This is a genomic window from Actinophytocola glycyrrhizae, assembly GCF_042653545.1.
GTDB lineage: Bacteria > Actinomycetota > Actinomycetes > Mycobacteriales > Pseudonocardiaceae > Actinophytocola > Actinophytocola glycyrrhizae.
This window is the reverse complement of sequence record NZ_JBHSIS010000002.1, coordinates 580984-604027: the sequence shown is the minus strand read 5'-3', so window position 1 is coordinate 604027 and position 23044 is coordinate 580984. Positions and strand designations below refer to the sequence as shown.

The following is a 23044-nucleotide window of genomic DNA, read 5'->3' as shown; positions in this document are numbered from 1 at the left end:
TAGCGAGTGGACAACCCGGCGAAGGTCTCGCGCGATCCCGCGATGACGGACGTGGCCCGCCTCGCCGGGGTCTCGCACCAGACCGTGTCGCGGGTGCTGAACGGGCACCCGAACGTCCGGGAACAGACCCGGCTGCGCGTGCGGGCCGCGATCGCCCAGCTGGGCTACCGGCCGAACAAGGCGGCGCGGGCACTGGTGACGGGACGGTCGCAGCTGATCGGGGTGATCGCGCAGAACTCGTCGCTGTACGGGCCCGCGTCGCTGCTGGCCGCGTTCGAGCTGGCGGCCGCCGAGGCCGGGTTCTCGGTCAGCCTGCGGCGGGTGAAGGTGCTGGACCGCGCGTCGATCGCGTCGGCCGTCGAGCACCACCGGGACTCCCGGGTGGCTGGGATCGTCGCCATCGCGCCCACGGCGTCGGCCAACGAGGCCCTCGCCGACGTTCCCGCCGGGGTGCCCCTGGTGACCATCGACGGTGATCCCGCTCGGGCGACGCCACTGGTGACCGTCGACCAGACGGCCGGTGCCTTTCTCGCCACCCGGCACCTGCTCGACGCCGGTCACTCGACGGTGTGGCACGTGTCGGGGCCAGCGGACTGGTTCGACAGCGCCGGTCGCGTGCGGGGGTGGACGCAGGCGCTGGAGGCGGCCGGGGCGGAGGTGCCGCCGTTGGTCGCCGCTGACTGGAGCGCCGCCGCCGGGTACCGGGCCGGGCAGATGCTGGCCCGTATGCCGGAGGTGACCGCGGTGTTCGCGGCCAACGACCACTTGGCGCTGGGGCTGCTGCGGGCGATGAGCGAGCGCGGTCGGCGGGTGCCGCACGACCTCAGCGTGGTCGGGTTCGACGACGTGCCCGAGGCGGCGTACTTCATTCCGCCGCTGACCACCGTCCGGCCGGACTTCGACGCTGTGGCGCGGGAGACGTTGGGGCTGCTGCTCGCACAGGTGGGGGAGGGTGAGGTGGCGGCCGCTCAGCGCACCATCGCGCCGACTCTGGTGTCGAGGGACAGCGTGGGCCCGCCCCCCGCCTGACCGGTCTCATGCCCTCAAAAGACGCCTTCTGGACGCTCAACGTCCGGAAGGCGTCTTTGACGGGCATTCCTGTCCACCGGATCATGTGTGCGTTCACCAAGGGTGGTTCGCCATCTGCGCCGTTGGTATTGACGTACTGAATGTTAGCGATAACAATCGGCGCATGGCTGGCGATCGCGATGACGCGCTTGTGGTGGGGGTCGACTTCGGCACGTTGTCCGGGCGGGCGGTCGTCGTGCGGGTCAGGGACGGGGCCGAACTCGGTACCGCCGTACACGAGTTCCGGCACGGGGTGCTGGACCGCGCGATGCCGGACGGGACACCGCTTCCGCCCGACTGGGCGCTCCAGGTGCCGCGCGACTACGTCGACGTGCTGCGGACCGCTGTGCCAGAGGCCATCAAGGACGCGGGGGCCGATCCCGCCGCGGTGATCGGGATCGGTACCGACTTCACCGCCTGCACGATGATCCCGACCACCACCGACGGCACGCCGCTGTGCGAGCTGCCCGAGTTCGCGAACAACCCGCACGCGTACGTCAAGCTCTGGAAGCACCACGCGGCACAACCACAGGCCGACCGCATCAACCAGGTCGCCGCCGCGCGCAAGGAGGGATGGCTTCCCTGCTACGGCGGGCTGATCTCCTCGGAGTGGGAGTTCGCCAAGGGGCTGCAGCTCCTCGAAGAGGCCCCCGACGTCTACGCCGCCATGGATCACTGGGTCGAGGCCGCGGACTGGATCGTCTGGCAGCTCACCGGCACCTACGTCCGCAACGCCTGCACCGCGGGGTACAAGGGGATCCGCCAGGACGGTGCCTACCCGTCGCAGGACTACCTCCGAGAGCTGAACCCCGGGTTCGCGACCTTCGTGCGGGACAAGCTGGACCACCCCATCGGCGACCTCGGGGACCGGGCGGGCACCCTCACCAAGCTCGCCGCCTACTGGACCGGGTTGCCGGAGGGCATCGCGGTGGCGGTGGGCAACGTCGACGCGCACGTCACGGCGCCCGCCGCGCAGGCGGTCGAGCCAGGGCGGCTCGTCGCGATCATGGGGACCTCCACCTGCCACGTCATGAACGGTGCCGAGCTGCGCGAGGTGCCCGGCATGTGCGGGGTCGTCGACGGCGGCATCGTCCCCGGGCTCTGGGGTTACGAGGCGGGCCAGAGCGGGGTCGGGGACATCTTCGCGTGGTTCACCGCCAACCAGGTGCCGCCCGAGTACCACGAAGCCGCCGCCGCGGCGGGGATCTCGCTGCACGAGCACCTGACCTCCCTGGCGGCACGTCAGAAACCGGGTGAGCACGGGCTCATCGCGCTCGACTGGCACAGCGGCAACCGGTCGGTGCTCGTCGACCACGAGCTGTCCGGGGTGGTGCTCGGGCAGACCCTCGCCACCCGCCCGGAGGACATCTACCGCGCGCTCATGGAGGCCACCGCGTTCGGGACCCGGGTGATCGTCGAGGCGTTCGCGGAGGCCGGGGTGCCGGTCACCGAGCTGGTCGTCGCGGGTGGGCTGGTGCGGAACCCGCTGCTCATGCAGATCTACGCCGACGTCACCAACCTGCCGCTGTCGACCATCCGGTCCGCGCAGGGGCCCGCGCTCGGGTCGGCCATGCACGCCGCCGTCGCCGCGGGGGCCTACGACGACATCCGGGCGGCCGCCGCCGCGATGGGGTCGGTGAACAGCGGGGTGTACCGGCCGATACCGGAGAACGCCGCGGTCTACGAGAAGCTCTACATGGAGTACGCCGACCTGCACGACCACTTCGGCCGGGGCGGCAACGACGTCATGCACCGGCTGCGGGCGCTGCGACGGGCGGCGGTGGCCGGCCGATGAGCACCGTCGCCGAGCTGCGGCGCGAGGTCGCCGACCTGCACCGGGAGCTGACCCGCTACGGCCTCGTCATCTGGACGGCGGGCAACGTGTCCGCGCGGGTGCCGGGCGAGGACCTGATGGTGATCAAGCCGTCCGGGATCTCCTACGACGACCTCGGCCCGGACACGATGGTCGTGACCGACCTGCACGGCAACCTCGTCGACGGTCACCTCGCGCCCTCCTCCGACACCGCCGCGCACGCCTACGTGTACCGGCACCTGCCCGACGTGGGCGGGGTGGTGCACACGCACTCGCCGTACGCCACCGCGTGGGCCGCGCGCGGCGAGCCGATCCCGTGCGTGCTCACGATGATCGCCGACGAGTTCGGCGGTGACATCCCGGTCGGGCCGTTCGCGTTGATCGGCGACGACTCGATCGGCCGCGGGATCGTGGAGACCCTGCGGGAAAGCAGGTCCCCGGCCGTGCTCATGCGCAGCCACGGCCCGTTCACCGTCGGGGCCGACGCCCGCGCCGCCGTGAAGGCCGCGGTGATGCTCGAGGACGTCGCCCGCACCGTCCACTTCGCACACCAGCTCGGCACGCCTGCCGTCATCGACCAGCAGCACGTGGACCGGCTCTACGCCCGGTACCAGAACGTCTACGGGCAATAACGATGCTCGCTAAGCTCCGCTCAGCAAGGAGTCACCACATGTCCTCTGCCGCCAAGCCGCAGGTCTGGTTCCTCACCGGCAGCCAGCACCTCTACGGCGCGGAGACCCTCGACCAGGTCGCGAGCCAGTCGCAGCAGATCCAGCGGATGCTCACCGATTCCGGTGCCATCGGCGTGGAGATCGTGTGGCAGCCGGTGCTCACCGACTCGACCGCGATCCGCGACCTCCTCCAGGCGGCCAACACCGACCCGGCATGCGTCGGCGTGATCGCGTGGATGCACACGTTCTCCCCGGCCAAGATGTGGATCACCGGGCTGGACGTGCTGCGCAAACCGCTGCTGCACCTGCACACCCAGCTCAACGAGGCGCTGCCGTGGGCGTCCATCGACATGGACTTCATGAACCTCAACCAGGCCGCGCACGGCGACCGCGAGTTCGGCTACATCCAGACCCGCATCGGCGTTGCCCGCAAGACCGTCGCCGGGCACGCGAGTGACCCCGTCCTCGCGCACCGCGTCGACGACTGGGCCCGCGCCGCCACCGGGCTCGCGCACCTGCGATCGCTGCGGCTGGCCAGGTTCGGCGACAACATGCGCGACGTCGCCGTGACCGAGGGCGACAAGGTGGAGGCCGAGCTGAAGTTCGGCGTCTCGGTCAACACCTACGGCGTCAACGACCTGGTGGCGGTCGTCGACGCGGTCGCGGACGACGAGGTCGACCTGCTCGTCGCCGACTACGCCGACGCCTACCGCCTCGCGCCGGAATTGGCACGCGGGGGAGCGCGGCACGAGTCGCTGCGGTACGCCGCACGCATCGAGGCCGGGCTGCGCCGGTTCCTCGCCGACGGCGGGTTCGGCGCGTTCACCACGAACTTCCAGGACCTCGGCGGGCTGCGGCAGCTGCCGGGCCTGGCCGTGCAGCGGCTGATGGCCGACGGCTACGGCTTCGGCGGCGAGGGCGACTGGAAGACCTCGGCGCTGCTGGCCGCCGTCAAGGCCATGGGCGGCGACACCAGAACCGGCGGCACGTCGTTCATGGAGGACTACACCTACCACTTCGGACCGGGCACCCCGAAGATCCTCGGCGCGCACATGCTGGAGGTGTGCCCGTCCATCGCGGCGGACCGGCCGTCGTGCGAGATCCACCCGCTGGGCATCGGCGACCGCGAGGACCCGGTGCGGCTGGTGTTCGACGCCGCGCCAGGCCCGGCCGTCGTCGTCGGGCTCGCGGATGTCGGCGACCGCTTCCGGTTGGTGGCCAACGAGATCGACGTCGTCCCGCCGGACGAGCCGCTGCCCAACCTGCCGGTCGCGCGCGCGGTGTGGCAGCCGGCGCCGTCGCTGCAGACCTCCGCCGAGTGCTGGCTCACCGCGGGCGGGCCGCACCACACCGTGCTCACCAACGCGGTCGGTTCGGCCGTGCTGCGGGACTTCGCGCGGATGGCCGACACCGAGCTGGTGCTCATCGACCACGACACCACGACCGACGCGTTCGCCGACCGGCTGCGCTGGAACCAGGCCTACCACCACCTCGCGCACGGCCTGCGCTAGGAAGGACAAGGAGAAACAATGAGGTTTCCACGGCTCGCGACAGGTATGGCCCTGGCTTCGGCCCTGGTCCTGACCGCGTGCGGCTCGTCGGAGAAGACCGTCGACCAGCGACCCGAGTCCGCCGACGGCGCGCTCGTCGGCGTGACCATGCCGACCCGGTCGTCGGAACGCTGGATCCACGACGGTGACAACATCAAGAAGGCACTGGAGGACAAGGGATACCAGGTCGACCTCCAGTACGCGGAGAACGACATCCCAACGCAGGCCAACCAGATCGAGAACCAGATCACCAAGGGCGCGCGGGTGCTCATCATCGCGTCGATCGACGGCACGGCGATCACCTCACAGCTGCAGCGCGCCGCGGACAACGACATCCCGGTGATCTCCTACGACCGGCTGATCCGCAACAGCCCGAACGTCGACTACTACGCCTCGTTCGACAACTTCGAGGTCGGCGTGCAGCAGGCCACCTCCCTGCTGACCGGGCTGAAGGTGCTGGGCGCCGACGGCAGCCCTGGCAGCGCCAAGGGACCGCTGAACGTCGAGCTGTTCGCCGGTTCGCCGGACGACAACAACGCCACGTTCTTCTTCGACGGCGCGATGTCCGTGCTGAAGAAGCACATCGACGACGGGACGCTCGTGGTCAGGAGCGGGCAGACCGACTTCCGGACGATCGCGATCCTGCGGTGGGACCCGGCGACGGCACAGCGGCGCATGGAGGACCTGATCACGTCCACGTACGGCAACGCCCGCGTCGACGGCGTGCTGTCGCCCTACGACGGGCTGTCGATCGGCATCCTGTCGGCGCTCAAGAGCAGCGGCTACGGCACAGCGGACCAGCCGTACCCGGTCGTGACCGGGCAGGACGCCGAGGTGGCCTCGGTGAAGTCCATCATCGCGGGCGAGCAGTACTCGACCATCCACAAGGACACCCGCGAGCTCGCGAAGGTGGCCGTCGCGATGGCCGACGCGGTGCTCAGGGGTGAGAAGCCCGAGGTCAACAACACCGAGGACTACCACAACGGCGAGGAGGTCGTGCCCGCGTACCTGCTGGAGCCGGTGATCGTCGACAGGACGAACTACCAGGAGGAACTGATCGGTACCGGGTACTACACAGAAGACCAGCTGAGGTAGGCCGCGTGTCGGACGACATCCTGCTGATGAGCGGCATCACCAAGTCGTTCCCGGGGGTGACCGCGCTGCGGGACGTCACGTTCTCGGTGCGGCGCGGGGAGATCCACGCGATCTGCGGCGAGAACGGCGCGGGCAAGTCGACGCTGATGAAGATCCTCTCCGGGGTGCACCCGCACGGGTCGTACTCCGGGGAGGTGGTCTTCGACGGCGAGCCATGCCGGTTCGCGGGCATCCGCGACAGCGAGGCCCGCGGCATCGTGATCATCCACCAGGAGCTGGCGCTCGTGGGCCAGCTGTCGATCGCCGAGAACCTGTTCCTCGGCAACGAGATCGCGCATCGCGGGATGATCGACTGGAACCGCACGAACCACGAGGCGGAGAAACACCTGCGCCGTGTGGGACTGTCCGAGAACCCGACGGCCCCGGCCGGTGAGCTGGGGGTCGGCAAACAGCAGCTGGTCGAGATCGCGAAGGCACTGTCCAAGGAGGTCCGGCTGCTGATCCTCGACGAGCCCACGGCGGCGCTGAACGACGACGACTCCGCGCACCTGCTCGACCTGCTGCGCGGCCTGCGCGACGACGGCATCACGTGCGTGGTGATCTCCCACAAGCTCGGTGAGGTCACCGCGATCGCCGACACGATCACGATCCTGCGCGACGGGCAGTCGATCGAGACGCTCGACGCGACCGACGTGACGGAGGAGCGGATCATCGCGGGCATGGTCGGCCGCGACCTGGAACACCGGTTCCCGCCCCGGGCCCCGGTGATCGGCGAGGAGGTGCTGCGGATCGAGGACTGGACCGTCCACAGTGCAACCAACCCGGGCCGGGTCGTGGTCGACGACGCCACGCTGTCGTTGCGGCGCGGCGAGATCGTCGGGCTGGCCGGGCTGATGGGTGCGGGCCGCACCGAGCTGGCCATGTCGGTGTTCGGCAGGTCCTACGGCGTGGACATCTCGGGCCGGGTGTACAAGGAAGGCCGCGAGATCGACGTGCGGACCGTGCGGTCGGCCATCCGCAACGGGCTCGCGTACGTCAGCGAGGACCGCAAGCGGTACGGGCTGAACCTGGTGGCGGACGTGCAGCGCAACGTCTCCGCGGCCGGGCTCGGGCTGCTGTCCAAGCGGGGTCTGGTGAACGAGCACGAGGAGTACCGGGTCGCGGAACGGTTCCGCGACGTGCTGCGGATCAAGACACCGGACGTGACCGCGTCCGCCCGGACCCTTTCGGGCGGCAACCAGCAGAAGGTCGTGCTGGCGAAGTGGATGTTCACCGAGCCGGACGTCCTGATCCTCGACGAACCGACCCGCGGCGTCGACGTCGGCGCCAAGTACGAGATCTACACGATCGTGAACTCGCTGGCGGAGCAGGGGAAGGCGGTGCTGGTGATCTCGTCGGAGCTGCCCGAGCTGCTCGGGCTGTGCGACCGGATCTACACGCTGTCGTCGGGCCGGATCACCGGCGAGGTGCCGCGCGAGGACGCGACACAGGAGCGCCTGATGGAGTACATGACGCGGGAGGTGCGGTCGTGAGTGTCGATGTGAAGGTGCCTTCGATGCTCGCGCCGCCGGACGGTCCGCAGCGGCGGTTCCGGCTGAACCTGCGGCAGAGCGGCATCTACGTCGCGTTCGCGTTGATCGTGGTGCTGTTCACCGTGCTCACCGACGGCGCGCTGCTGCAGCCGGGGAACATCTCGAACATCGTCGTGCAGAACTCGTACGTGCTGATCCTCGCCATCGGCATGATCCTCGTGATCATCAGCGGGCACATCGACCTGTCGGTGGGTTCGGTGGTCGCGGTGACGGGCGCGATCTGTGCGGTGCTGACCGTCCAGTGGGGTCTGCCGTGGTGGCTCGCGGTGCTCGCCACCCTCGGCGCGGGCGCGCTGATCGGCGCCGCGCAGGGCTACTGGATCGCCTACTTCGGCATCCCGGCGTTCATCGTGACGCTCGGCGGCATGCTGGTGTTCCGCGCGCTCACCCTGACGGTGCTGGGCAACCAGGGCATCGGCCCGTTCCCGGAGGAGATCCGTACGCTGGCCAACGGGTTCACCGGCGGCTACCTCGGCAACGTCGGCCTCGGGCCGCTGGGCGGCGCGGACATCGTCTCGCTGCTGATGGGGATTCTCGTCGTGGCCGGGTTCGCGTTCGTGCAGTGGCGGACCCGGCGCGCGCGGCTCGGCTACGGGCAGACCGTCGACCCGTTCCCGTTGTTTATGACCAAGATCCTCGTCGCGGCCGCCGTCGTGTTGTTCGTGGTGGTGCAGCTGGCCAGGTTCCGGAACCTGCCGTGGGTGCTGGTGTTGCTCGCGGTGCTGGTGCTGGCGTACTCGCTGATGACGAGCCGCTCGGTGTTCGGCCGCCACATCTACGCGGTGGGCGGCAACCTGCAGGCGGCGACGCTGTCGGGCGTGCGGGTCAAACCGGTGACGTTCTGGGTGTTCGTGAACATGGGCGTGCTCGCCGCGCTCGCCGGCGTGATCTTCGCCGGCAGGCTGAACCAGGCGGGCCCGACCGCGGGCAACGCGTTCGAACTGGACGCGATCGCGGCCGCGTTCATCGGCGGCGCCGCCGTGCAGGGTGGGGTCGGCAAGGTCATCGGCGCCATCACCGGCGGCCTGATCATGGGCGTGATCAACAACGGCATGTCGCTGATCGGCGCACCTTCGGAACGCGTGATGCTCGTCAAGGGCCTGGTCCTGCTGGCGGCGGTCGCGTACGACGTGTGGACCAAGCGGCGAGCGGGGGTCTCCCGCTAGATGACGTCGGTGCGGGTAATGCCCTGAAAGGCGCGTTCAGGGCGCTGGGCGCCCTGAACGGCCCATTGACGGCACTCGTTGTGCCGTGAACACGCCTTTCACGGCCCAGCCCCGCCCCGACGTCATCGAGCGGGGGTCTCCCGCTAGGGGAACTGCCACCGGACCGGCGGCGCGGGTGCTCGTCGGGTGTGCCCGCGCCGCCACCCCCGGAGGTGGTTCCTTCCCGGCGGGCGGTGGTGGCTCCGCCCGCCAGGCGAGGTGGCGGCGACCGGTCCCCGGCACGTCGCCACCTCGCCCCATCTGCGGACGGCTGGCCACCTGAGCCAGGAGGATGCCAGGACGACCCCCGCCGCCCGGAGACCTGCCCCTCCGGCGAGGACACCCCCGCGGATTTCGATGTCGAGCTGAATCGTTGAAACAGTGCTTTACCGGCGGTGATTCGGGAGCGCGCGCTGAACCGGTTCATTTCAGGGCTAGCGGTCTCCGGAAAAGCTGTCGTACTCTCTGGCTTTGGGCCCGACTGAACTCGGTTGACGAAACTTACGCGGTTCAGTAGGTGAGGAGGCGATGATGCTTCTGTTCGACGGGCGGCCGTGGCTGGGGGCCAACTTCTGGTCCCGGTCGGGTGGGCCGCTGATGTGGCGGAACTACGACCCGGACCTGGTCACCCAGGAGTTGCGGGTCCTGCGCGAACACGGCATGAACCTCACCCGCTCGTTCTTCTACTGGCCCGACTTCCACCCCGAACCGGACCGGGTCGACGACGAGATGGTCGACCGGTACGCCGACTTCCTCGACCGGCACACCGCGCAGGGCATGGCCACGATCCCGACGTTCATCGTCGGGCACATGTCCGGGGAGAACTGGGACCCGGCGTGGCGGCAGGGGCGGGACCTCTACGCCGACGTGTGGATGGTGGGCCGCCAGGCGTGGTTCGTCGAACGCATGACCGCGCGGTTCCACGAACACCCGGCCGTCGCGGGGTGGTTGATCTCCAACGAGATGCCGATCTACGGGGAGCCCGCCGCGCGCGAGCAGGTCACGCCGTGGGCTCAGCTGATGGTGCAGGCCGTGCGCGCGGGCGGTGGGACGCAGCCCGTTTCGATCGGCGACGGTGCCTGGGGGATGGAGGTCACCGGACGGGACAACGGGTTCTCGGTCCGTGACCTGGCCGGGCTGACCGACTTCGTCGGGCCGCACGTGTACCGCATGGAGAACGACGTGGTGCGCCAGCACCTGACCGCCGCGTTCATCTGTGAGCTGTCCTGCTTCGCGGGCAGGCCGGTGGTGCTCGAGGAGTTCGGCGTCACCGACAGCTTCGTCTCCGCCGAGCACGCCGCCCAGTACTACCGCCAGATCCTGCACAACTCGCTCCTCGCGGGCGCGACCGGCTGGCTCGCCTGGAACAACACCGACTTCGACAACCTGTTCACCCAGGACCCGTACCGGCACCACCCGTTCGAGATGCGGTTCGGGCTCACCGACGTGACCGGCGCGCCCAAGCCGCAGCTGCTCGCGGTGCGGGAGTTCGCGGACATCCTCCGCGAGGTGGACTTCCCGCACTGCACGCGGCCGGAACCCGAGGTCGCGCTCGTCGTGCCGTCCTACCTGGAACACCGGTACCCGTTCACGGAACCGGCCGACAACAGCCACCTGTTCGACGTGCTCCGGCAGTCCTACGTGGCGGCCCGCGAGGCCGACCTGACCGTGGCAGCGGCCAGAGAGCTCGACGGGCTGCCCGACGCGAAGCTCTACCTAGTCCCGTCCGCCAAACAGCTCACCGCCCCGACGTGGCGGCACCTCGCCGAGCAGGCCGAGCGCGGGGCGGTCGTCTTCGTGTCCTACAGCGCGGGCAACCACGGCACCCAGCGCGGCATGTGGCACGCCGACCTCGACGGCATGTTCGGGGTCTCCCACACGCTGCGGTACGGGATGGTCGACCCGGTCACCGACGACGAGGTGGCCGTGACGTTCGTGGCCGACTTCGGCGTGCTCGGTGCGGGCACGACGCTCAGGTTCCGCGCTGGCGGCAACGAGCACGAGCGGGTGTTCCTGCCCGTACGCGCCACCGACGGCGAGGTCGTCGCCGTCGACCGGCACGGGAACCCGGTCCTGGTGCGCAAACGCGCGGGTGCGGGGCACCTCGTGCTGTGCACCCACCCGCTCGAGGCGATGGCCGCGGCCCTGCCGGGCGTCAACCCCGAGCCGACACACCGGATCTACGACGCGCTGGCCGTCATCGCCGGGGTGTCGCGGGCGGTGACCGTCGCCGACCCGCTCGTCCACGTCGGCGAGCTGAGCCATGCCGACGGTCGCCGGTTCGTCTGGCTGGTCAGCCAGGCGGAAAGGGAACTGGAGGTCGAGCCGGCCGGGGGCAGGCTGGCGGATCTCGCGTCGGGGGAGCCTCTCGACGAGGTGACATTGCGCCCGTACGGCGTGCGGGTGCTGGCACTCGAGGATTTCTGAACGAGGAGAGAGCGCCATGCGAAACCGGTTGAGGTTGCTGGCCATACTCGCGGCGGCGGGGTTGGCCGCCGCCGCGTGCACGGGTGTGGACGGCGGTGACCCGGGCGGCGCGCCCGGTTCGTACCCGCGCGACCAGACCCTGTTCACCAGCGGCACGCAGTGGGGACCACCCGCCAACTGGAACCCCGTCATGAACTGGGCGTACGCGACCGGCACGGTCGGGTACGTCTACGAGACCCTGTTCCTCTACGACCCGCTCACCGACGAGTTCGAGCCGTGGCTCGCCGAGAAGGGCGGCTGGACCAGCGACACCACCTACGAGGTGACGCTGCGGGACGGTCTCACCTGGACCGACGGCAAGCCGATCACCGCGGCCGACGTGGCGTTCACCATCGACCTGGGCAAGATGGAGACGGTGCCTTACCACCCGATGTACGAGTTCATCTCGGCTGTGGAGGCGGTGGACGACCGGACCACGAGGGTCACGTTCGCCGAGCCCCGCTACCAGCAGTGGTCGAACTGGATCTACTTCAACCCGATCGTGCCGAAGCACCTGTGGGGCAACAAGTCCGAGAAGGACGTGACGTCCGGCGCGAACGAGAAGCCGGTCGGCTCCGGCCCGTACGTGTACGAGACCCACGACCAGGACCGCATGGTCTGGAAGAAGAACGACGAGTGGTGGGGCAAGGACAAGCTGGAGCTGGACATGCAGCCCACCTACATCGTCGACATCGTCAACTCCAGCAACGAGGCCGCGCTGGGCCAGCTGCTGCAGGGCGACATCGACCTGTCGAACAACTTCCTGCCGGGCATCGCGTCGCTGGTCAAGGGAGGCTACCAGCTGCAGACCTACTACGAGGACGCGCCGTACATGCTGTCCGCCAACACCACCTGGATGGTGCCGAACACCAGGAAGGCGCCGCTGGACGACGCCGCGTTCCGCCGTGCGCTCGCCAACGCCGTTGACATCGACACCATCGTGACCTCGGTGTACGGGCAGATCGTGGAGAAGGCGAGCCCGACCGGTCTGCTGCCGATCTGGGACAAGTACATCGACAAGGCGGTCGTGAACGAGGTCGGGCCGACCTTCAGCACCTCGGACGCCAGGCAGATCCTGAGCGAGGCCGGGTACCGCGACACCAACGGCGACGGTCTCGTCGAGAACAAGGACGGCTCGCCGATCGACCTGAAGCTCGCCACCCCGTCGGGCTGGACCGACTGGAACGAGGCGGCACGGGTGATCGTCGACAGCGCCAAGGCGGCGGGCATCAAGCTCACCTCGGAGACCCCGGCCGACACCGTCGTGCAGGACATGCGCGAGTCTGGCGAGTTCGACCTGATCCTCGACAACCAGCGGCAGATGGACAACACGCCGTTCCGCTACTACGAGTACCTCTTCGGGCTGCCGATCCTCGAGTCGCAGACCACCGTCAACTACGGCCGGTACGAGAACCAGCAGGCGTGGGACCTCACGCAGCGGCTCGACCAGACCAAGGTCGACGACCTAGCCGGGATGACCGCTATCACCTCGCGGCTCCAGCGCCTCCAGCTGACGGAGATGCCGATGATCCCGTTGTGGTACAACGGCCTCTGGTCGCAGTACAGCAACAAGGTGTGGACCAACTGGCCCTCCGCCGATGGCGACGGGCCCAGGTACCTGCCGACCACGTGGCGTGGCTACCTGCAGCGCGGCGCGATCAAGATGCTGGCGGAGCTGAAGCCGGCACCGGAAGAGAAGTAGCCACCTGAGATGGGACGGTACTTCGGCAGGAAGCTCGCGATCTACGCCATGACCTTCGTGGTCGCCGTGACGATCAACTGGCTCATCCCGCGCTTCATGCCGGGCGACCCGGTGCGCGCCATGGTGGCGCGCGCCGGGTTGCAGGACCCCGCCGGGGTGGCGGCCATGCGGGAGTACTACTCGAACCTGTTCGGCTTCGACCTGCCGTGGTGGCAGCAGTACCTCAACTTCTGGGGCGAGCTGTTCAGCGGCAACTTCGGGGTGAGCCTGTGGGCCTACCCCAAGCCCGTCGGCACGATCATCCTCGAGGCCGTGCCGTACACGCTCGGGCTGCTGTTGCCCGCCATCCTGCTGAGCTGGTGGGCGGGCAACAGGTTCGGCGCGTTCGCGGCGCGGAAGAAGGTGCTCGACAACACGGTCCTGCCGGTCTGGTACGTGCTGACCGCGACCCCGTACATGTGGCTCGCGATCCTGCTCGCGTGGGCGCTCGGGAAGGTGGCCGGCATCTTCCCGGTCGGCCGCAGCTTCAGCGCGTCACTGGAACCCTCCTTCTCGTGGCTGTTCATCACCGACCTGATCAGCCACTGGTTCCTGCCGTTCCTCTCACTGTTCCTGGTGATGTTCGGCGGCTGGGCCATCGGCATGCGCAACCTGGTCATCTACGAACTGGAGGCCGACTACGCGCACTACCTCGGGGCGCTGGGCGCGCCGCAGCGGCTGGTGCGCCGGTACGCCTTCCGCAACGCGGTGCTGCCCCAGGTCACCGGTCTCGCGCTGCAGCTAGGGGTGATCGTCGGCGGCGCGGTGGTCACCGAGATCGTCTTCGACTACCGAGGGCTCGGCTACCTGGTGCTGGAGGCGATCAAGACGAGCGACCTGTTCCTGCTGCAGGGCGTCTTCCTGTTCATCGTGATCGGGGTGCTGGTGGCGAACTTCATCATCGACGTCGTCTACGTGCTCGTGGACCCGCGCACGCGAGTCGGCATGGGGAGCGGCTCATGACGCGATCGAAACCCGAAGCGGACGCGCCCGGGACCGCGGAGGTGGCCACGGTGCCGGGGGTGGCGGCCGTGCGAGCCGCCGGTGCGCGACGGGAGGCGCTGCACTTCGCGGTGCGCAACCGCAAGCTCGTCGGCGGGTTCGTCGTCGTGGTGGTGTTCCTGCTCGTCGCGCTGATCGGGCCGCTGGTCAAGGGCGGCGACCCGCTCGCCTACGTCGGGCCGCGGGCCGCGGCGCCGTCGGAGGAGTACTGGTTCGGCACCACCACCTTCGGGCAGGACGTGTTCGCGCAGTTCCTCCACGGGCTGCGGGCGACGTTCTTCGTCGGCGTGGTCGCGGCGCTCATCGCCGGTGTGCTCGGCATGGTCGTCGGGTTCACGTCCGGCTACCGGGGCGGGCTCGTCGACGAGATCCTCACCATGGTCACCAACATCGTGCTGGTGCTGCCGGTGCTCGCGGTGCTGATGATCATCGCGGCGTACCTGGAGGTGCGCGACATCCAGAGCCAGGCGATCATCATCGGGCTGTTCTCCTGGCCATGGGTGGCGCGGGCCGTGCGGTCCCAGACGTTGTCGTTGCGGGCCAGGGAGTTCGTCGACCTCGCGAAGCTGTCCGGCGCGCCGGTGCGGCGGATCATCTTCCGCGAGATCGCGCCGAACATGGCGTCCTACCTGTTCATGGTGTTCATCCTGCTGTTCGGTGGCGCGGTGCTGTTCGCGGCGACGCTGGACTTCATCGGGCTCGGCCCGACGGAAGGGACCTCGCTCGGCCTGATGCTCAACCAGGCCAAGCAGTGGAGCGCGATGAACCTCGGCCTGTGGTGGTGGTTCATCCCGCCCGGACTCGGCATCACCGCGATCGTCGGCGCGCTCTACATCATGAACGTCGGCCTCGACGAGGTCTTCAACCCCAAGCTCCGGGAGACGTGATGGCGCTGCGGGTGGACGACCTCACCGTGCACTACCGCACGCTGCGCGGCGACGTGCGCGCGCTCGACGGCGTCACGTTCTCGGTGGCCGACGGCGAGATCATGGGCCTGGTCGGCGAGTCCGGTTCCGGCAAGACCACGCTCGGCAAGAGCCTCATCCGCATGGACAACCGGATGCGGCATGTCGGCGGCACCGCCGCCCTCGACGGCGTGCCGCTGCCCATCGGCGACACCGAGGCGATGAACGCGTTCCGGTTCTCCGAGGTGTCGATCGTGCCCCAGTACGCGATGAGCGCGATGAACCCGACCCGCAGGATCGGGAAGATGGTCCGCGAGCTGGTCGAGTCGCGGAAGATCAGGTTCTCCTCGGTGCGGGACGAGCTGCACCGGCGGCTCGACCTCGTCGGACTCGACCGTGGCGTGCTCGACCGGTACCCGATCGAGCTGTCCGGCGGGATGAAGCAGCGCATGGTGATGGTGATCTCCACGCTGCTGAACCCGTCGTTGCTGATCGCCGACGAGGTGACCTCGGCGCTCGACGTGTCCACGCAGCGCGCGGTCGCGCTGGCACTGGCGTCGTTCCGCGACCACGACCTCGTGCGCAGCATGGTCGTGATCACCCACGACGTGTCGCTGGTGTACCAGGTCGCCGACACGATCACCGTCATGTACGCGGGCAGGCTGGCCGAGTCGGCACCGACGGAGGTGCTGGTGTCCGCCCCGCGCCACCCGTACACGCGGGCGCTGATCGCCGCGCTGCCCGAGGTCGGCGTCCGGTACTCGGGCAAACGGCTGACGGGCATCGCGGGCAGCCCGCCCGCGCTGCTCGACCCACCCGCCGGGTGCCGGTTCCGGGACCGCTGCCCGCTCGCCTTCGACCGGTGCGCCGAGCAGCCGCCGTTCACCGAGATCGCGGAGAACCACAAGGTTGCCTGCTGGAAGGCGGTGTGATGCTGCGGTTGACGGGCGTTTCCAAGACCTACCGGACCGGTGCGTTCGGCCGCGGTACGACCCACGCGGTGCGGAACGTGAGCTTCGAGCTGCGGCCGGGCGAGGTGACGTCGCTGATCGGCGAGAGCGGCAGCGGCAAGTCCACGATCGGCAGGATGGTCCTGCGGCTCACCAGACCGACGGCGGGCACCATCACGTTCGGGGACACCGACGTCGGGCGGCTCTCCGGTGCCGGGCTCAAGGAGTACTACCGGCACGTGCAGGGCGTGTTCCAGGACCCGTTCAGCACCTTCAACCCGATCTTCCGCGCGGACCGGGTGTTCGCGATGATCCGCCAGTCCTACTTCCCCTCGGCGCGGGACGAGGAATGGCGGGAGCGGGTGGCGGAAGTGGTCGCTTCGGTCAACCTCAACCCGGACCTGGTACTCGGCAAGTACCCCCACCAGCTCTCGGGCGGCCAGCTGCAGCGGCTGCTGGTGGCCCGCGCGCTCCTGCTGGACCTGCGGCTGCTGGTGGCCGACGAGATCATCAGCATGCTGGACGCGTCGACGCGGATCGACGTGCTGAACCTGCTGGCCGACCTCAAGGAGCGCGGGCTGGCCGTCCTGTTCGTCACCCACGACCTGTCGCTGGGCAACTACCTGTCGGACCAGACCGTGATCCTGCGCCGCGGTGCCGTCGTCGAGCGGGGTGACACGGAGAAGGTGTTCGGCGACCCACGCCACCCGTACACGCGCACCCTGCTGGCGTCCGTGCCCCGGCTCGGCACCCGCTGGGACGACCTGCCGGTCCCCGAGGCCGATTCCCACGAGTGCGACGCGCCTCCGGAAGAGGTCGAGGACGGCCACTTCGTGGCATGCTTCGGCACGGACAGTGTCCATCATGGCCGGAAGAGCGAATCAGTGTGACGAAACGAGTGACGATCGCCGACGTCGCGAAGAAGGCGGGGCTGTCGAAGGGCGCGGTGTCGTATGCCCTGAACGGTCAGCCTGGCGTGTCGGAGACGACGAGACAGCGGGTGCTGCGGCTCGCGCTCGAGATGGGCTGGCACCCGAACAGCGCGGCGAAGGCGTTGTCCGGCGCACGGGCGGGCGCCTTCGGGCTGGTGCTGGCTCGACCGGCCAGCACGCTGGGGATCGAGCCGTTCTTCATGAAGCTGATCTCCGGGATGGAGTCGGCGATGGCTTCCTCGCAGACCGCGCTGCTGCTGCAGGTCGTGCCGGACCACGCCGCCGAGATCGCGGTCTACCGGCGGTGGTGGGCCGAACGGCGGGTCGACGGGGTGTTCCTGATCGACCTGTGCCGGGACGACCCACGCGTGCCGGTGCTGGAAGAGCTGCGGCTGCCCGCGATGGTGGTCGGCGGACCCGGCCACCACGGGGCGCTGCCAGGGGTGTGGATCGACGACACCAGTGCCATGGTGATGGTGATGGAGTACCTGGCGGCGCTGCGGCACCGGCGCATCGCGCGGGTCGGCGGGGTGCCGGGGATGCTGCACACCGAACTGCGCACGGAGGCGTTCGACTCGGTCGCGGGCAGGCTGGGGCTGGAGTGGTCCGTGACGATCAGTACGGACTACAGCCCGGAGCAGGGCGCGCAGGTGACACGGCGGTTGCTCAGCTCAGCCGCCCCGCCGACGGCGATCGTGTACGACAACGACGTGATGGCGGTGGCCGGGGTCTCCGTGGCGCACGAGATGGGGGTGCGCGTGCCGGCCGACCTGTCGATCATGGCCTGGGACGATTCGGTGTTGTGCGAGATCACGCATCCGCCGTTGACCGCCGTCAGCCGGGACAGTACGGCCTACGGCGCGCAGGTGGCGGCGAAGTTGCTGGCGCTGCTGAACGGGGAGGTGGTCACGGAGGTCGAGGAGACCCCGCCTCGGCTGGTGGTGCGGGGGAGTACCGCCCGGCCCGGCTGAGTGTCCCATTCGGGACTGGTTGTTGGTCCGGTGTCGTTGGTGGTGCTCGGTAGACCGGATTCCGGGGGCCGGAGGCCGATCGTTGATATTGGGCGGATTGGTGCCCGGGTTCTTGGCGGTGGGTTCGTGTTTCCACATGGATGGTTGCCGCGGGGTGCTTTGTCGCTGTTTTCGTTGTCCCACTTGCGCTTTGGGGAATTTCCCGAGTGTTGGTGTTTGGTGGTGGCGGCGGATTTTACGGGCGGCCCCTCACGTGTCAAGGGCGCCTTCGGCGTCGCTTCGCGATGGCTTCGCCACCCTTGACACGTGAGCCTCCGCCGCCCTGCAGGGGCCCTTGTGGGCAGGGCTGGCGCCCTGCCCAGAGGATGCCCGCCGCCACCACCGAACCTTGTCAGTGGCTTCGTTCGGTTGCGGTGCGTTGGGGCGGAGTGCTTTGCCCTTTCAGGGCATGTCCCTTCGCCCTGCGGGCCGATCGTTGATCAACGGCGGAATTGGGACATCGGCGATGCCGTCAATGGGCCGTTCACGGCGCTCAGCGCCGTGAACGCGCCTTTCACGGCGCGCCGAATATCGTGAACGCGCCGTTCACGGCGCGCGGCCACCCCCCGAGGGGGTGGCCGCGTCTCACAGGTGCCTTCAGGGCCTCACTCCGTGGTGCAGGTGGTGGTGTTCAGTGCGAACGTGCTCGGTGCGGTGTTGGTGCCCGACCACGAGCCCGTGAAGCCGATCGTCACCGAGCCGCCCGCGGGGATTCTGGTGTTGTACGAGGCGTTCGCCGCGGTCACCTCCGTGCCAGTCTGGGTTGGGACCGCGTGCCACATGTTCGTCACCCGTTGGCCCGCGGGGAAGGCCCACCGGACCTGCCAGCCGTCGACCGCGGTGGTCTGGCGGTTGGTCACCGTGACCTCGGCCTGGAAGCCGTCCTGCCACTGGCCGGTCACGCGGTACGCGGCCGTGCACGCGCCGGGCTCCGGCTCCGGGTCGGGGTCCGGGTCGCCGCCGTACACCGTTGCCTCGCGGGACGTCGCCCTGATGCCGTTGGTGCCGTTGAAAAGGCGCTGACCCCAGGACGTGAGCTGCGCCGGGTCGAAGTTCGTCACCATGTCCAGGTACTCGACACCGCCGCCGTTGCCGCTCCAGCTCCAGCCGAGGTAGCCGATTCGCTGTGCCTGGGCGGTCGCCAGGATGGTGTCCTCGTCCGGGTTGCCGTCCGAGTGGTTGTGGCCGAACTCGCCGACCACGATCGGCAGGCCCGCGGACCGGAAGCGGCCGAGGTAGTCGTTGATCTCCGCCGCGGTGTCGAAGACGCCGTACATGTGGATGGAGAACACCGTGTTGCCGTCGGGGTCGGACGCGAACACCGACGCCGCGTTGTCGCGCATCGTGAACGTCCAGTCCTGGCCCCAGTTCGGGGCGTCCACCATGATCGTGTGGGTGAAACCGGCCGCGCGCAGGCGCTGGATCGCCGTGGACGTGTCCGACGCCCACGTCTCGTAGCCCGCGTTGCCGTACGGCTCGTTGCCGATGTTGACGATCACGTACTTTTCCTGCCCTGCCAGCGCACTCTGCACCGACAGCCAGTAGTCCACTGCCTGCGCGAGGGTCGCCGCGCCGGACTGTTCGCCGTAGCCGGTGGTGTCGTGGACCTCCAGAACGCAGATCAGCCGGTTCTGTCTGCACAGCGAAACGACGTTGGCGACGTCCGCCGTGTCGTTCCTCGTCCACCGCTGGCCCGACGCCAGCACCACACGGACCGTGTTCGCGCCGAGCGCCTTGATGTTCGCGAACGAACTCGTCTGCTGCTGGTACCACGTGTGCGCGTGGTTCACGCCGCGCATCACGAACTCGTTGCCGTTCGACTCGTACAGTCTGCCGTCCGAAACGTAGAACCCTGCCGGGGCCGCGGTCGCGGTCACCGGCACGCACAACGCGGCTATCAAGAAAGCCACCAGAGCCAGTGCTTTCCTCATCTCCATCCTCCCGCTTTCCGAACATGGGCGGCCCGGTCCCGCCGGCGGCGGCCGGCGGGACCGGGCCTGCGACGCGCCCACGACGGTGTGGACGCGCCGCGTGCCGTGGGCACAGTCTCAGCCGAACAGCTGTACGTGCAGCGAGAACGCGGTCGCGATCTCCGCCTGCGCCCAGAACCGGTGGTAGGTGAACGCCGGCGCGGCCCCACCGTCGAGGTAGGACTCGACCTTCGGCCACTGTGGATCGTCTTCGTAGAACGACCGGATGGACAGGAAGTCCGCGCCCGCGGCGATCGGATCGCCGTTGGGCATCTCACCGGTCCAGCCCTGCGGCACGTACACACCCTCACCGGTCGACGAGTTGTACTCGTCGTCGAACCGGTTGTAGTCCGTACGTGTCTCCGGGATCGCGATGCCGAGCGAGTCGGTGTGCTCGAGCAGCGCGTCGAGGAGACCCTCGCCGACCGTCCGCGCCTCCGCGTTCCCGGACCCGGCCGCGTAGTTGAGCAGGATCTTCGCGTACGCGGCCGCGATACCGACGTCCTGGCTGTGGTTCAGCACCCGGACCCGCAGGTTCGCGTTGCCGCCCGGCGACGACGGGTTCCACGTGTCCGGCTGGCCGGTCCACTCCAGGTCGGACGGGATCTGGAAGTTCCCGCCGGTGCCGACGGTCGTGTTCGCGATGGCCCACGGCACCCACTTGTCGAGGATCTTCTTGGCCCGCGCGTCCCCGTTCAGCTGGTACAGCGCGGCGACCCGCTCCAGGCCCCACGCCTGGAACCCGAACCACCGGTTCGACGGCGGGTCGTGCCACACCGGCTGCTCGTCGTAGTACATGCCGTAGAACGTCGACTTCCCGGCCGGGGGAGTGGCGTACTGGCCTTCCCAGCTGTTCGTCGCGCCACCGGCGATGCCGCCGTCCGCGGACTGCAGCCACTGCAGGAACTCCAGCTGCCGGTCCAGGCTCTGCGCCCAGTCGGTCGCTCCGGTCGCCGAGATCGGCCGCAGGGCCGGGTCGTTGGCGAGCGCGTAGGCTGCCAGGGGGTTCTGGTAGCCCTGATGCGCGGCGCCGTCACCGATGCGCCACGCCCAGCCCGCGGCCGTGTCGGTCGCGCCGCCCCACGCGTAGTACCACGACATGAGGTAGTGCGAGCTGTTCTTGCCGGAACCGGCCGGGCACGCGCTCGGGCCGACACAGTTGCCGATCCGCTTGAAGTACTTGTCGAACATGGCGTACCGCAGGTAGTCGCCCATCTTCGACGCCTTCTTCACGACGTCGGCCACCTGCGCGCCGTTGCCCTGCGCGGTCGCCCACTGGTTGGCGAGGTACGCCACCTGGACGGCGCGCGCGTCGGCGTCCGGCGCGTTGGTGTACTTCCACTGCTTGGCGTAGCTGGCGTCCTTGGTGAACAGGTCCAGGTAGCCGTTGGGCCCGCCGTGGGCGAACGTGTCGCACGAGGGCTGCGGGATGGTCTCCCACACCGACTCGCTCGACCCGCGCTGGTAGGTGTTCATGTACGCGGGCGCGGTGGTGCCGTCGCCGCACCGGCCGAAGCCGTACGTGTTGTCCACGTCCAGCAGCCAGTGCATGCCGTAGATGTCCGGTGTGCCGTAGGCGCTGCGCAGCTCGGCCGCGATCGGGTCGGACCCGACCGGGACGTCGCCGTCGAGCACCGCGGGGTACTGGTCCATCCTCGGGTGCTCCGGCGCGTAGGTCGCCGGGTCCGCGGCGTTGTACCTGTCGTTGGTCGGCTGGTCCTCGTGCGACGGGATGATGAACTTCTCCATCGACGCCCACGCCTGGTTGAACGGCGCCCAGTCACCCTCGAGCTGCCCGTACGCGGCCTCCAGCCACAGGTAGTAGCTGAACGCCTCGGATGTGGTCTGGTGACCGTGGTCGGGCGCCTCGACCAGCAGCGTCTCCACCGAGTGGTAGGGCACCAGCAGGCCGTCGAAGTCGCGGAAGTAGCCGCTCGCCGGGGCCTTGATCTTGTTGTACTGCTCCAGGAACGCGGCCCGGTAGTCCGAGGCGTTCGCCTCGATCTCCGCGACGTCGAGCGTGGCAGAGGTCAGCCCGGCCCCGGCGATCGAGAACGTGGCTGAGGCGAGCGCGCCGCCGTTCGCCGAGGACGCGATCGTCACCTCCTTCGTGGTGTTCCAGCTGTTCTGGTCGAATGTCAGCGACGCGGGTGTCGCGGTCAGGTCGCTGCTGCCCGCCGTTCGCGCCACGTCGAGGGTGACCGAACCGGTCGGCTGGGTCGCGAGCTTCACGCCCACCGTCGCCGAGTCGCCCTGCCGGACGTGGACCGTCGACGGGGTCGCGACCACGGCCGGTGCGGACAGCACCCGCACCGCGACCGGGGCGGACACCGTTGCCGCACCGACGTTGTCGACCGCCCGCGCGGTCACCGAGTACTCGCCGGCGGTCGCGCCGGTCCACGTGTACTGGAACGGGGCGGTGGTGTCCGCGCCGAGCCGGGTGGTGCCCGCGTAGAACTCGACCGAGGCCACCGAGCCGTCGCTGTCGGCGGCGGCCGCCTCCAGTTCGATCGGTGTGGCGACGGTGAACGCCGCGTTGTCGGCCGGTTTGGTGACCTGCACCGTGGGTGCCCGGTTCGGGCCGACGCAGCTGACACCGTTGACCGCGAAGTCGGCGGGTGCCCGGTTCGCGCTGCCGCTCTTGCTGCCGTTGAAGCCGAACGAGACGGATGCGCCAGGGGCGATGGACCGCTGCCAGTCCGCGCCCCGCACGCTCACCGCGCCACCGGACTGCGTGAAGGAACCGTTCCACAGCTGGGTGATCTGCTGCCCGTCCGCGAACGTCCACGTCAGATTCCAGTCGGGGACGGCGTCCGCGCCCTCGTTGCGGATCGATACAGAAGCACCGAAACCGGTGTTCCATTCGTTCGTGACCGAGTAGGCCACGGTGCAGGAGACGTCGGCGACGGCCGCCACCGGTTCGACGCCGCTGCCGACCGCGGCCGTGAGCGCCACGGCGGCGGCCAGCGCCGTGGCGGGGCGCGCTCTGCTCGGGCGCACCGGTAGTCGTGATCTCACATGGTCCTCCTCGGGGACGCGGGTGTACGGCGAACAGGTGGAACCGGCTCGGGGCC

Annotated in this window: 16 protein-coding genes; 14 read left to right on the top strand and 2 right to left on the bottom strand. The window is 69.3% G+C overall.

All coding sequences use genetic code 11. The features are described from left to right. The first annotated feature begins 42 nt into the window (after positions 1-42). The 14 genes from ACFPCV_RS02715 to ACFPCV_RS02650 all read left to right on the top strand — a co-directional run bounded on the left by ACFPCV_RS02715 (position 43) and on the right by ACFPCV_RS02650 (position 17961). Positions 43-1029, top strand: a complete 987-nt coding sequence (locus ACFPCV_RS02715; protein ID WP_378055013.1) for a LacI family DNA-binding transcriptional regulator — start codon at positions 43-45, stop codon at positions 1027-1029. A 163-nt stretch (positions 1030-1192) separates the two neighbouring features. After that, on the top strand, positions 1193-2863 hold the full coding sequence (gene araB / locus ACFPCV_RS02710) for a ribulokinase (RefSeq protein ID WP_378054077.1): 1671 nt from the start codon (positions 1193-1195) through the stop codon (positions 2861-2863). Beyond that, entirely contained in the window at positions 2860-3513 is a 654-nt protein-coding gene (locus tag ACFPCV_RS02705; RefSeq protein WP_378054075.1) for an L-ribulose-5-phosphate 4-epimerase, read from the top strand. Before araB ends, ACFPCV_RS02705 begins: the two co-directional genes overlap by 4 nt. Positions 3514-3551: 38 nt before the next feature. Beyond that, the gene (gene araA / locus ACFPCV_RS02700; RefSeq protein WP_378054073.1) at positions 3552-5063 is read left to right on the top strand and encodes an L-arabinose isomerase; all 1512 of its coding nucleotides are present in this window, start codon (positions 3552-3554) and stop codon (positions 5061-5063) included. Between the two features lie 18 nt (positions 5064-5081). Further along, the gene (gene chvE, locus ACFPCV_RS02695) at positions 5082-6197 is read left to right on the top strand and encodes a multiple monosaccharide ABC transporter substrate-binding protein (RefSeq protein ID WP_378054071.1); all 1116 of its coding nucleotides are present in this window, start codon (positions 5082-5084) and stop codon (positions 6195-6197) included. A 26-nt stretch (positions 6198-6223) separates the two neighbouring features. Continuing rightward, the gene (gene mmsA / locus ACFPCV_RS02690) at positions 6224-7729 is read left to right on the top strand and encodes a multiple monosaccharide ABC transporter ATP-binding protein (RefSeq protein ID WP_378055012.1); all 1506 of its coding nucleotides are present in this window, start codon (positions 6224-6226) and stop codon (positions 7727-7729) included. 23 nt (positions 7730-7752) lie between these two features. Further along, positions 7753-8955 carry a multiple monosaccharide ABC transporter permease gene (gene mmsB / locus ACFPCV_RS02685; RefSeq protein ID WP_378055011.1) on the top strand — a complete coding sequence of 401 codons (1203 nt, stop codon included), beginning with the start codon at positions 7753-7755 and terminating at the stop codon, positions 8953-8955. 570 nt (positions 8956-9525) lie between these two features. Then, positions 9526-11421, top strand: coding sequence for a glycoside hydrolase 5 family protein (locus ACFPCV_RS02680; protein WP_378054069.1), 1896 nt, complete (start codon positions 9526-9528; stop codon positions 11419-11421). 16 nt (positions 11422-11437) lie between these two features. Continuing rightward, on the top strand, positions 11438-13162 hold the full coding sequence (locus tag ACFPCV_RS02675; protein WP_378054067.1) for an ABC transporter substrate-binding protein: 1725 nt from the start codon (positions 11438-11440) through the stop codon (positions 13160-13162). 9 nt (positions 13163-13171) lie between these two features. After that, complete coding sequence (locus tag ACFPCV_RS02670; RefSeq protein WP_378054065.1) at positions 13172-14164, top strand: ABC transporter permease; 993 nt, start codon at positions 13172-13174, stop codon at positions 14162-14164. Beyond that, positions 14161-15090, top strand: coding sequence for an ABC transporter permease (locus tag ACFPCV_RS02665; RefSeq protein WP_378054063.1), 930 nt, complete (start codon positions 14161-14163; stop codon positions 15088-15090). The genes ACFPCV_RS02670 and ACFPCV_RS02665 overlap by 4 nt, the downstream gene beginning before the upstream one ends. Further along, entirely contained in the window at positions 15090-16040 is a 951-nt protein-coding gene (locus ACFPCV_RS02660) for an ABC transporter ATP-binding protein (protein WP_378054061.1), read from the top strand. Before ACFPCV_RS02665 ends, ACFPCV_RS02660 begins: the two co-directional genes overlap by 1 nt. Beyond that, positions 16040-16948: an ATP-binding cassette domain-containing protein gene (locus ACFPCV_RS02655; protein ID WP_378054059.1), complete on the top strand. Its 909-nt coding sequence runs from the start codon at positions 16040-16042 to the stop codon at positions 16946-16948. The genes ACFPCV_RS02660 and ACFPCV_RS02655 overlap by 1 nt, the downstream gene beginning before the upstream one ends. Further along, positions 16945-17961, top strand: coding sequence for a LacI family DNA-binding transcriptional regulator (locus ACFPCV_RS02650; RefSeq protein WP_378054057.1), 1017 nt, complete (start codon positions 16945-16947; stop codon positions 17959-17961). Before ACFPCV_RS02655 ends, ACFPCV_RS02650 begins: the two co-directional genes overlap by 4 nt. Positions 17962-18605: 644 nt before the next feature. Here the strand turns inward: ACFPCV_RS02650 and ACFPCV_RS02645 are convergent. Next, the gene (locus ACFPCV_RS02645) at positions 18606-19910 is read right to left on the bottom strand and encodes a cellulase family glycosylhydrolase (RefSeq protein WP_378054055.1); all 1305 of its coding nucleotides are present in this window, start codon (positions 19908-19910) and stop codon (positions 18606-18608) included. Positions 19911-20048: 138 nt separating this feature from the next. Next, the gene (locus tag ACFPCV_RS02640) at positions 20049-22988 is read right to left on the bottom strand and encodes a glycoside hydrolase family 48 protein (protein ID WP_378054053.1); all 2940 of its coding nucleotides are present in this window, start codon (positions 22986-22988) and stop codon (positions 20049-20051) included. Positions 22989-23044: the final 56 nt, after the last annotated feature.

Excerpts from the sequence above, each read along its gene's own strand:
- ACFPCV_RS02715 (WP_378055013.1), top strand. The coding sequence starts at position 43 with ATGACGGACGTGGCCCGCCTCGCCGGGGTCTCGCACCAGACCGTGTCG.
- araB (WP_378054077.1), top strand. The coding sequence starts at position 1,193 with ATGGCTGGCGATCGCGATGACGCGCTTGTGGTGGGGGTCGACTTCGGC.
- ACFPCV_RS02705 (WP_378054075.1), top strand. The coding sequence starts at position 2,860 with ATGAGCACCGTCGCCGAGCTGCGGCGCGAGGTCGCCGACCTGCACCGG.
- araA (WP_378054073.1), top strand. The coding sequence starts at position 3,552 with ATGTCCTCTGCCGCCAAGCCGCAGGTCTGGTTCCTCACCGGCAGCCAG.
- chvE (WP_378054071.1), top strand. The coding sequence starts at position 5,082 with ATGAGGTTTCCACGGCTCGCGACAGGTATGGCCCTGGCTTCGGCCCTG.
- mmsA (WP_378055012.1), top strand. The coding sequence starts at position 6,224 with ATGAGCGGCATCACCAAGTCGTTCCCGGGGGTGACCGCGCTGCGGGAC.
- mmsB (WP_378055011.1), top strand. The coding sequence starts at position 7,753 with ATGCTCGCGCCGCCGGACGGTCCGCAGCGGCGGTTCCGGCTGAACCTG.
- ACFPCV_RS02680 (WP_378054069.1), top strand. The coding sequence starts at position 9,526 with ATGCTTCTGTTCGACGGGCGGCCGTGGCTGGGGGCCAACTTCTGGTCC.
- ACFPCV_RS02675 (WP_378054067.1), top strand. The coding sequence starts at position 11,438 with ATGCGAAACCGGTTGAGGTTGCTGGCCATACTCGCGGCGGCGGGGTTG.
- ACFPCV_RS02670 (WP_378054065.1), top strand. The coding sequence starts at position 13,172 with ATGGGACGGTACTTCGGCAGGAAGCTCGCGATCTACGCCATGACCTTC.
- ACFPCV_RS02665 (WP_378054063.1), top strand. The coding sequence starts at position 14,161 with ATGACGCGATCGAAACCCGAAGCGGACGCGCCCGGGACCGCGGAGGTG.
- ACFPCV_RS02660 (WP_378054061.1), top strand. The coding sequence starts at position 15,090 with ATGGCGCTGCGGGTGGACGACCTCACCGTGCACTACCGCACGCTGCGC.
- ACFPCV_RS02655 (WP_378054059.1), top strand. The coding sequence starts at position 16,040 with ATGCTGCGGTTGACGGGCGTTTCCAAGACCTACCGGACCGGTGCGTTC.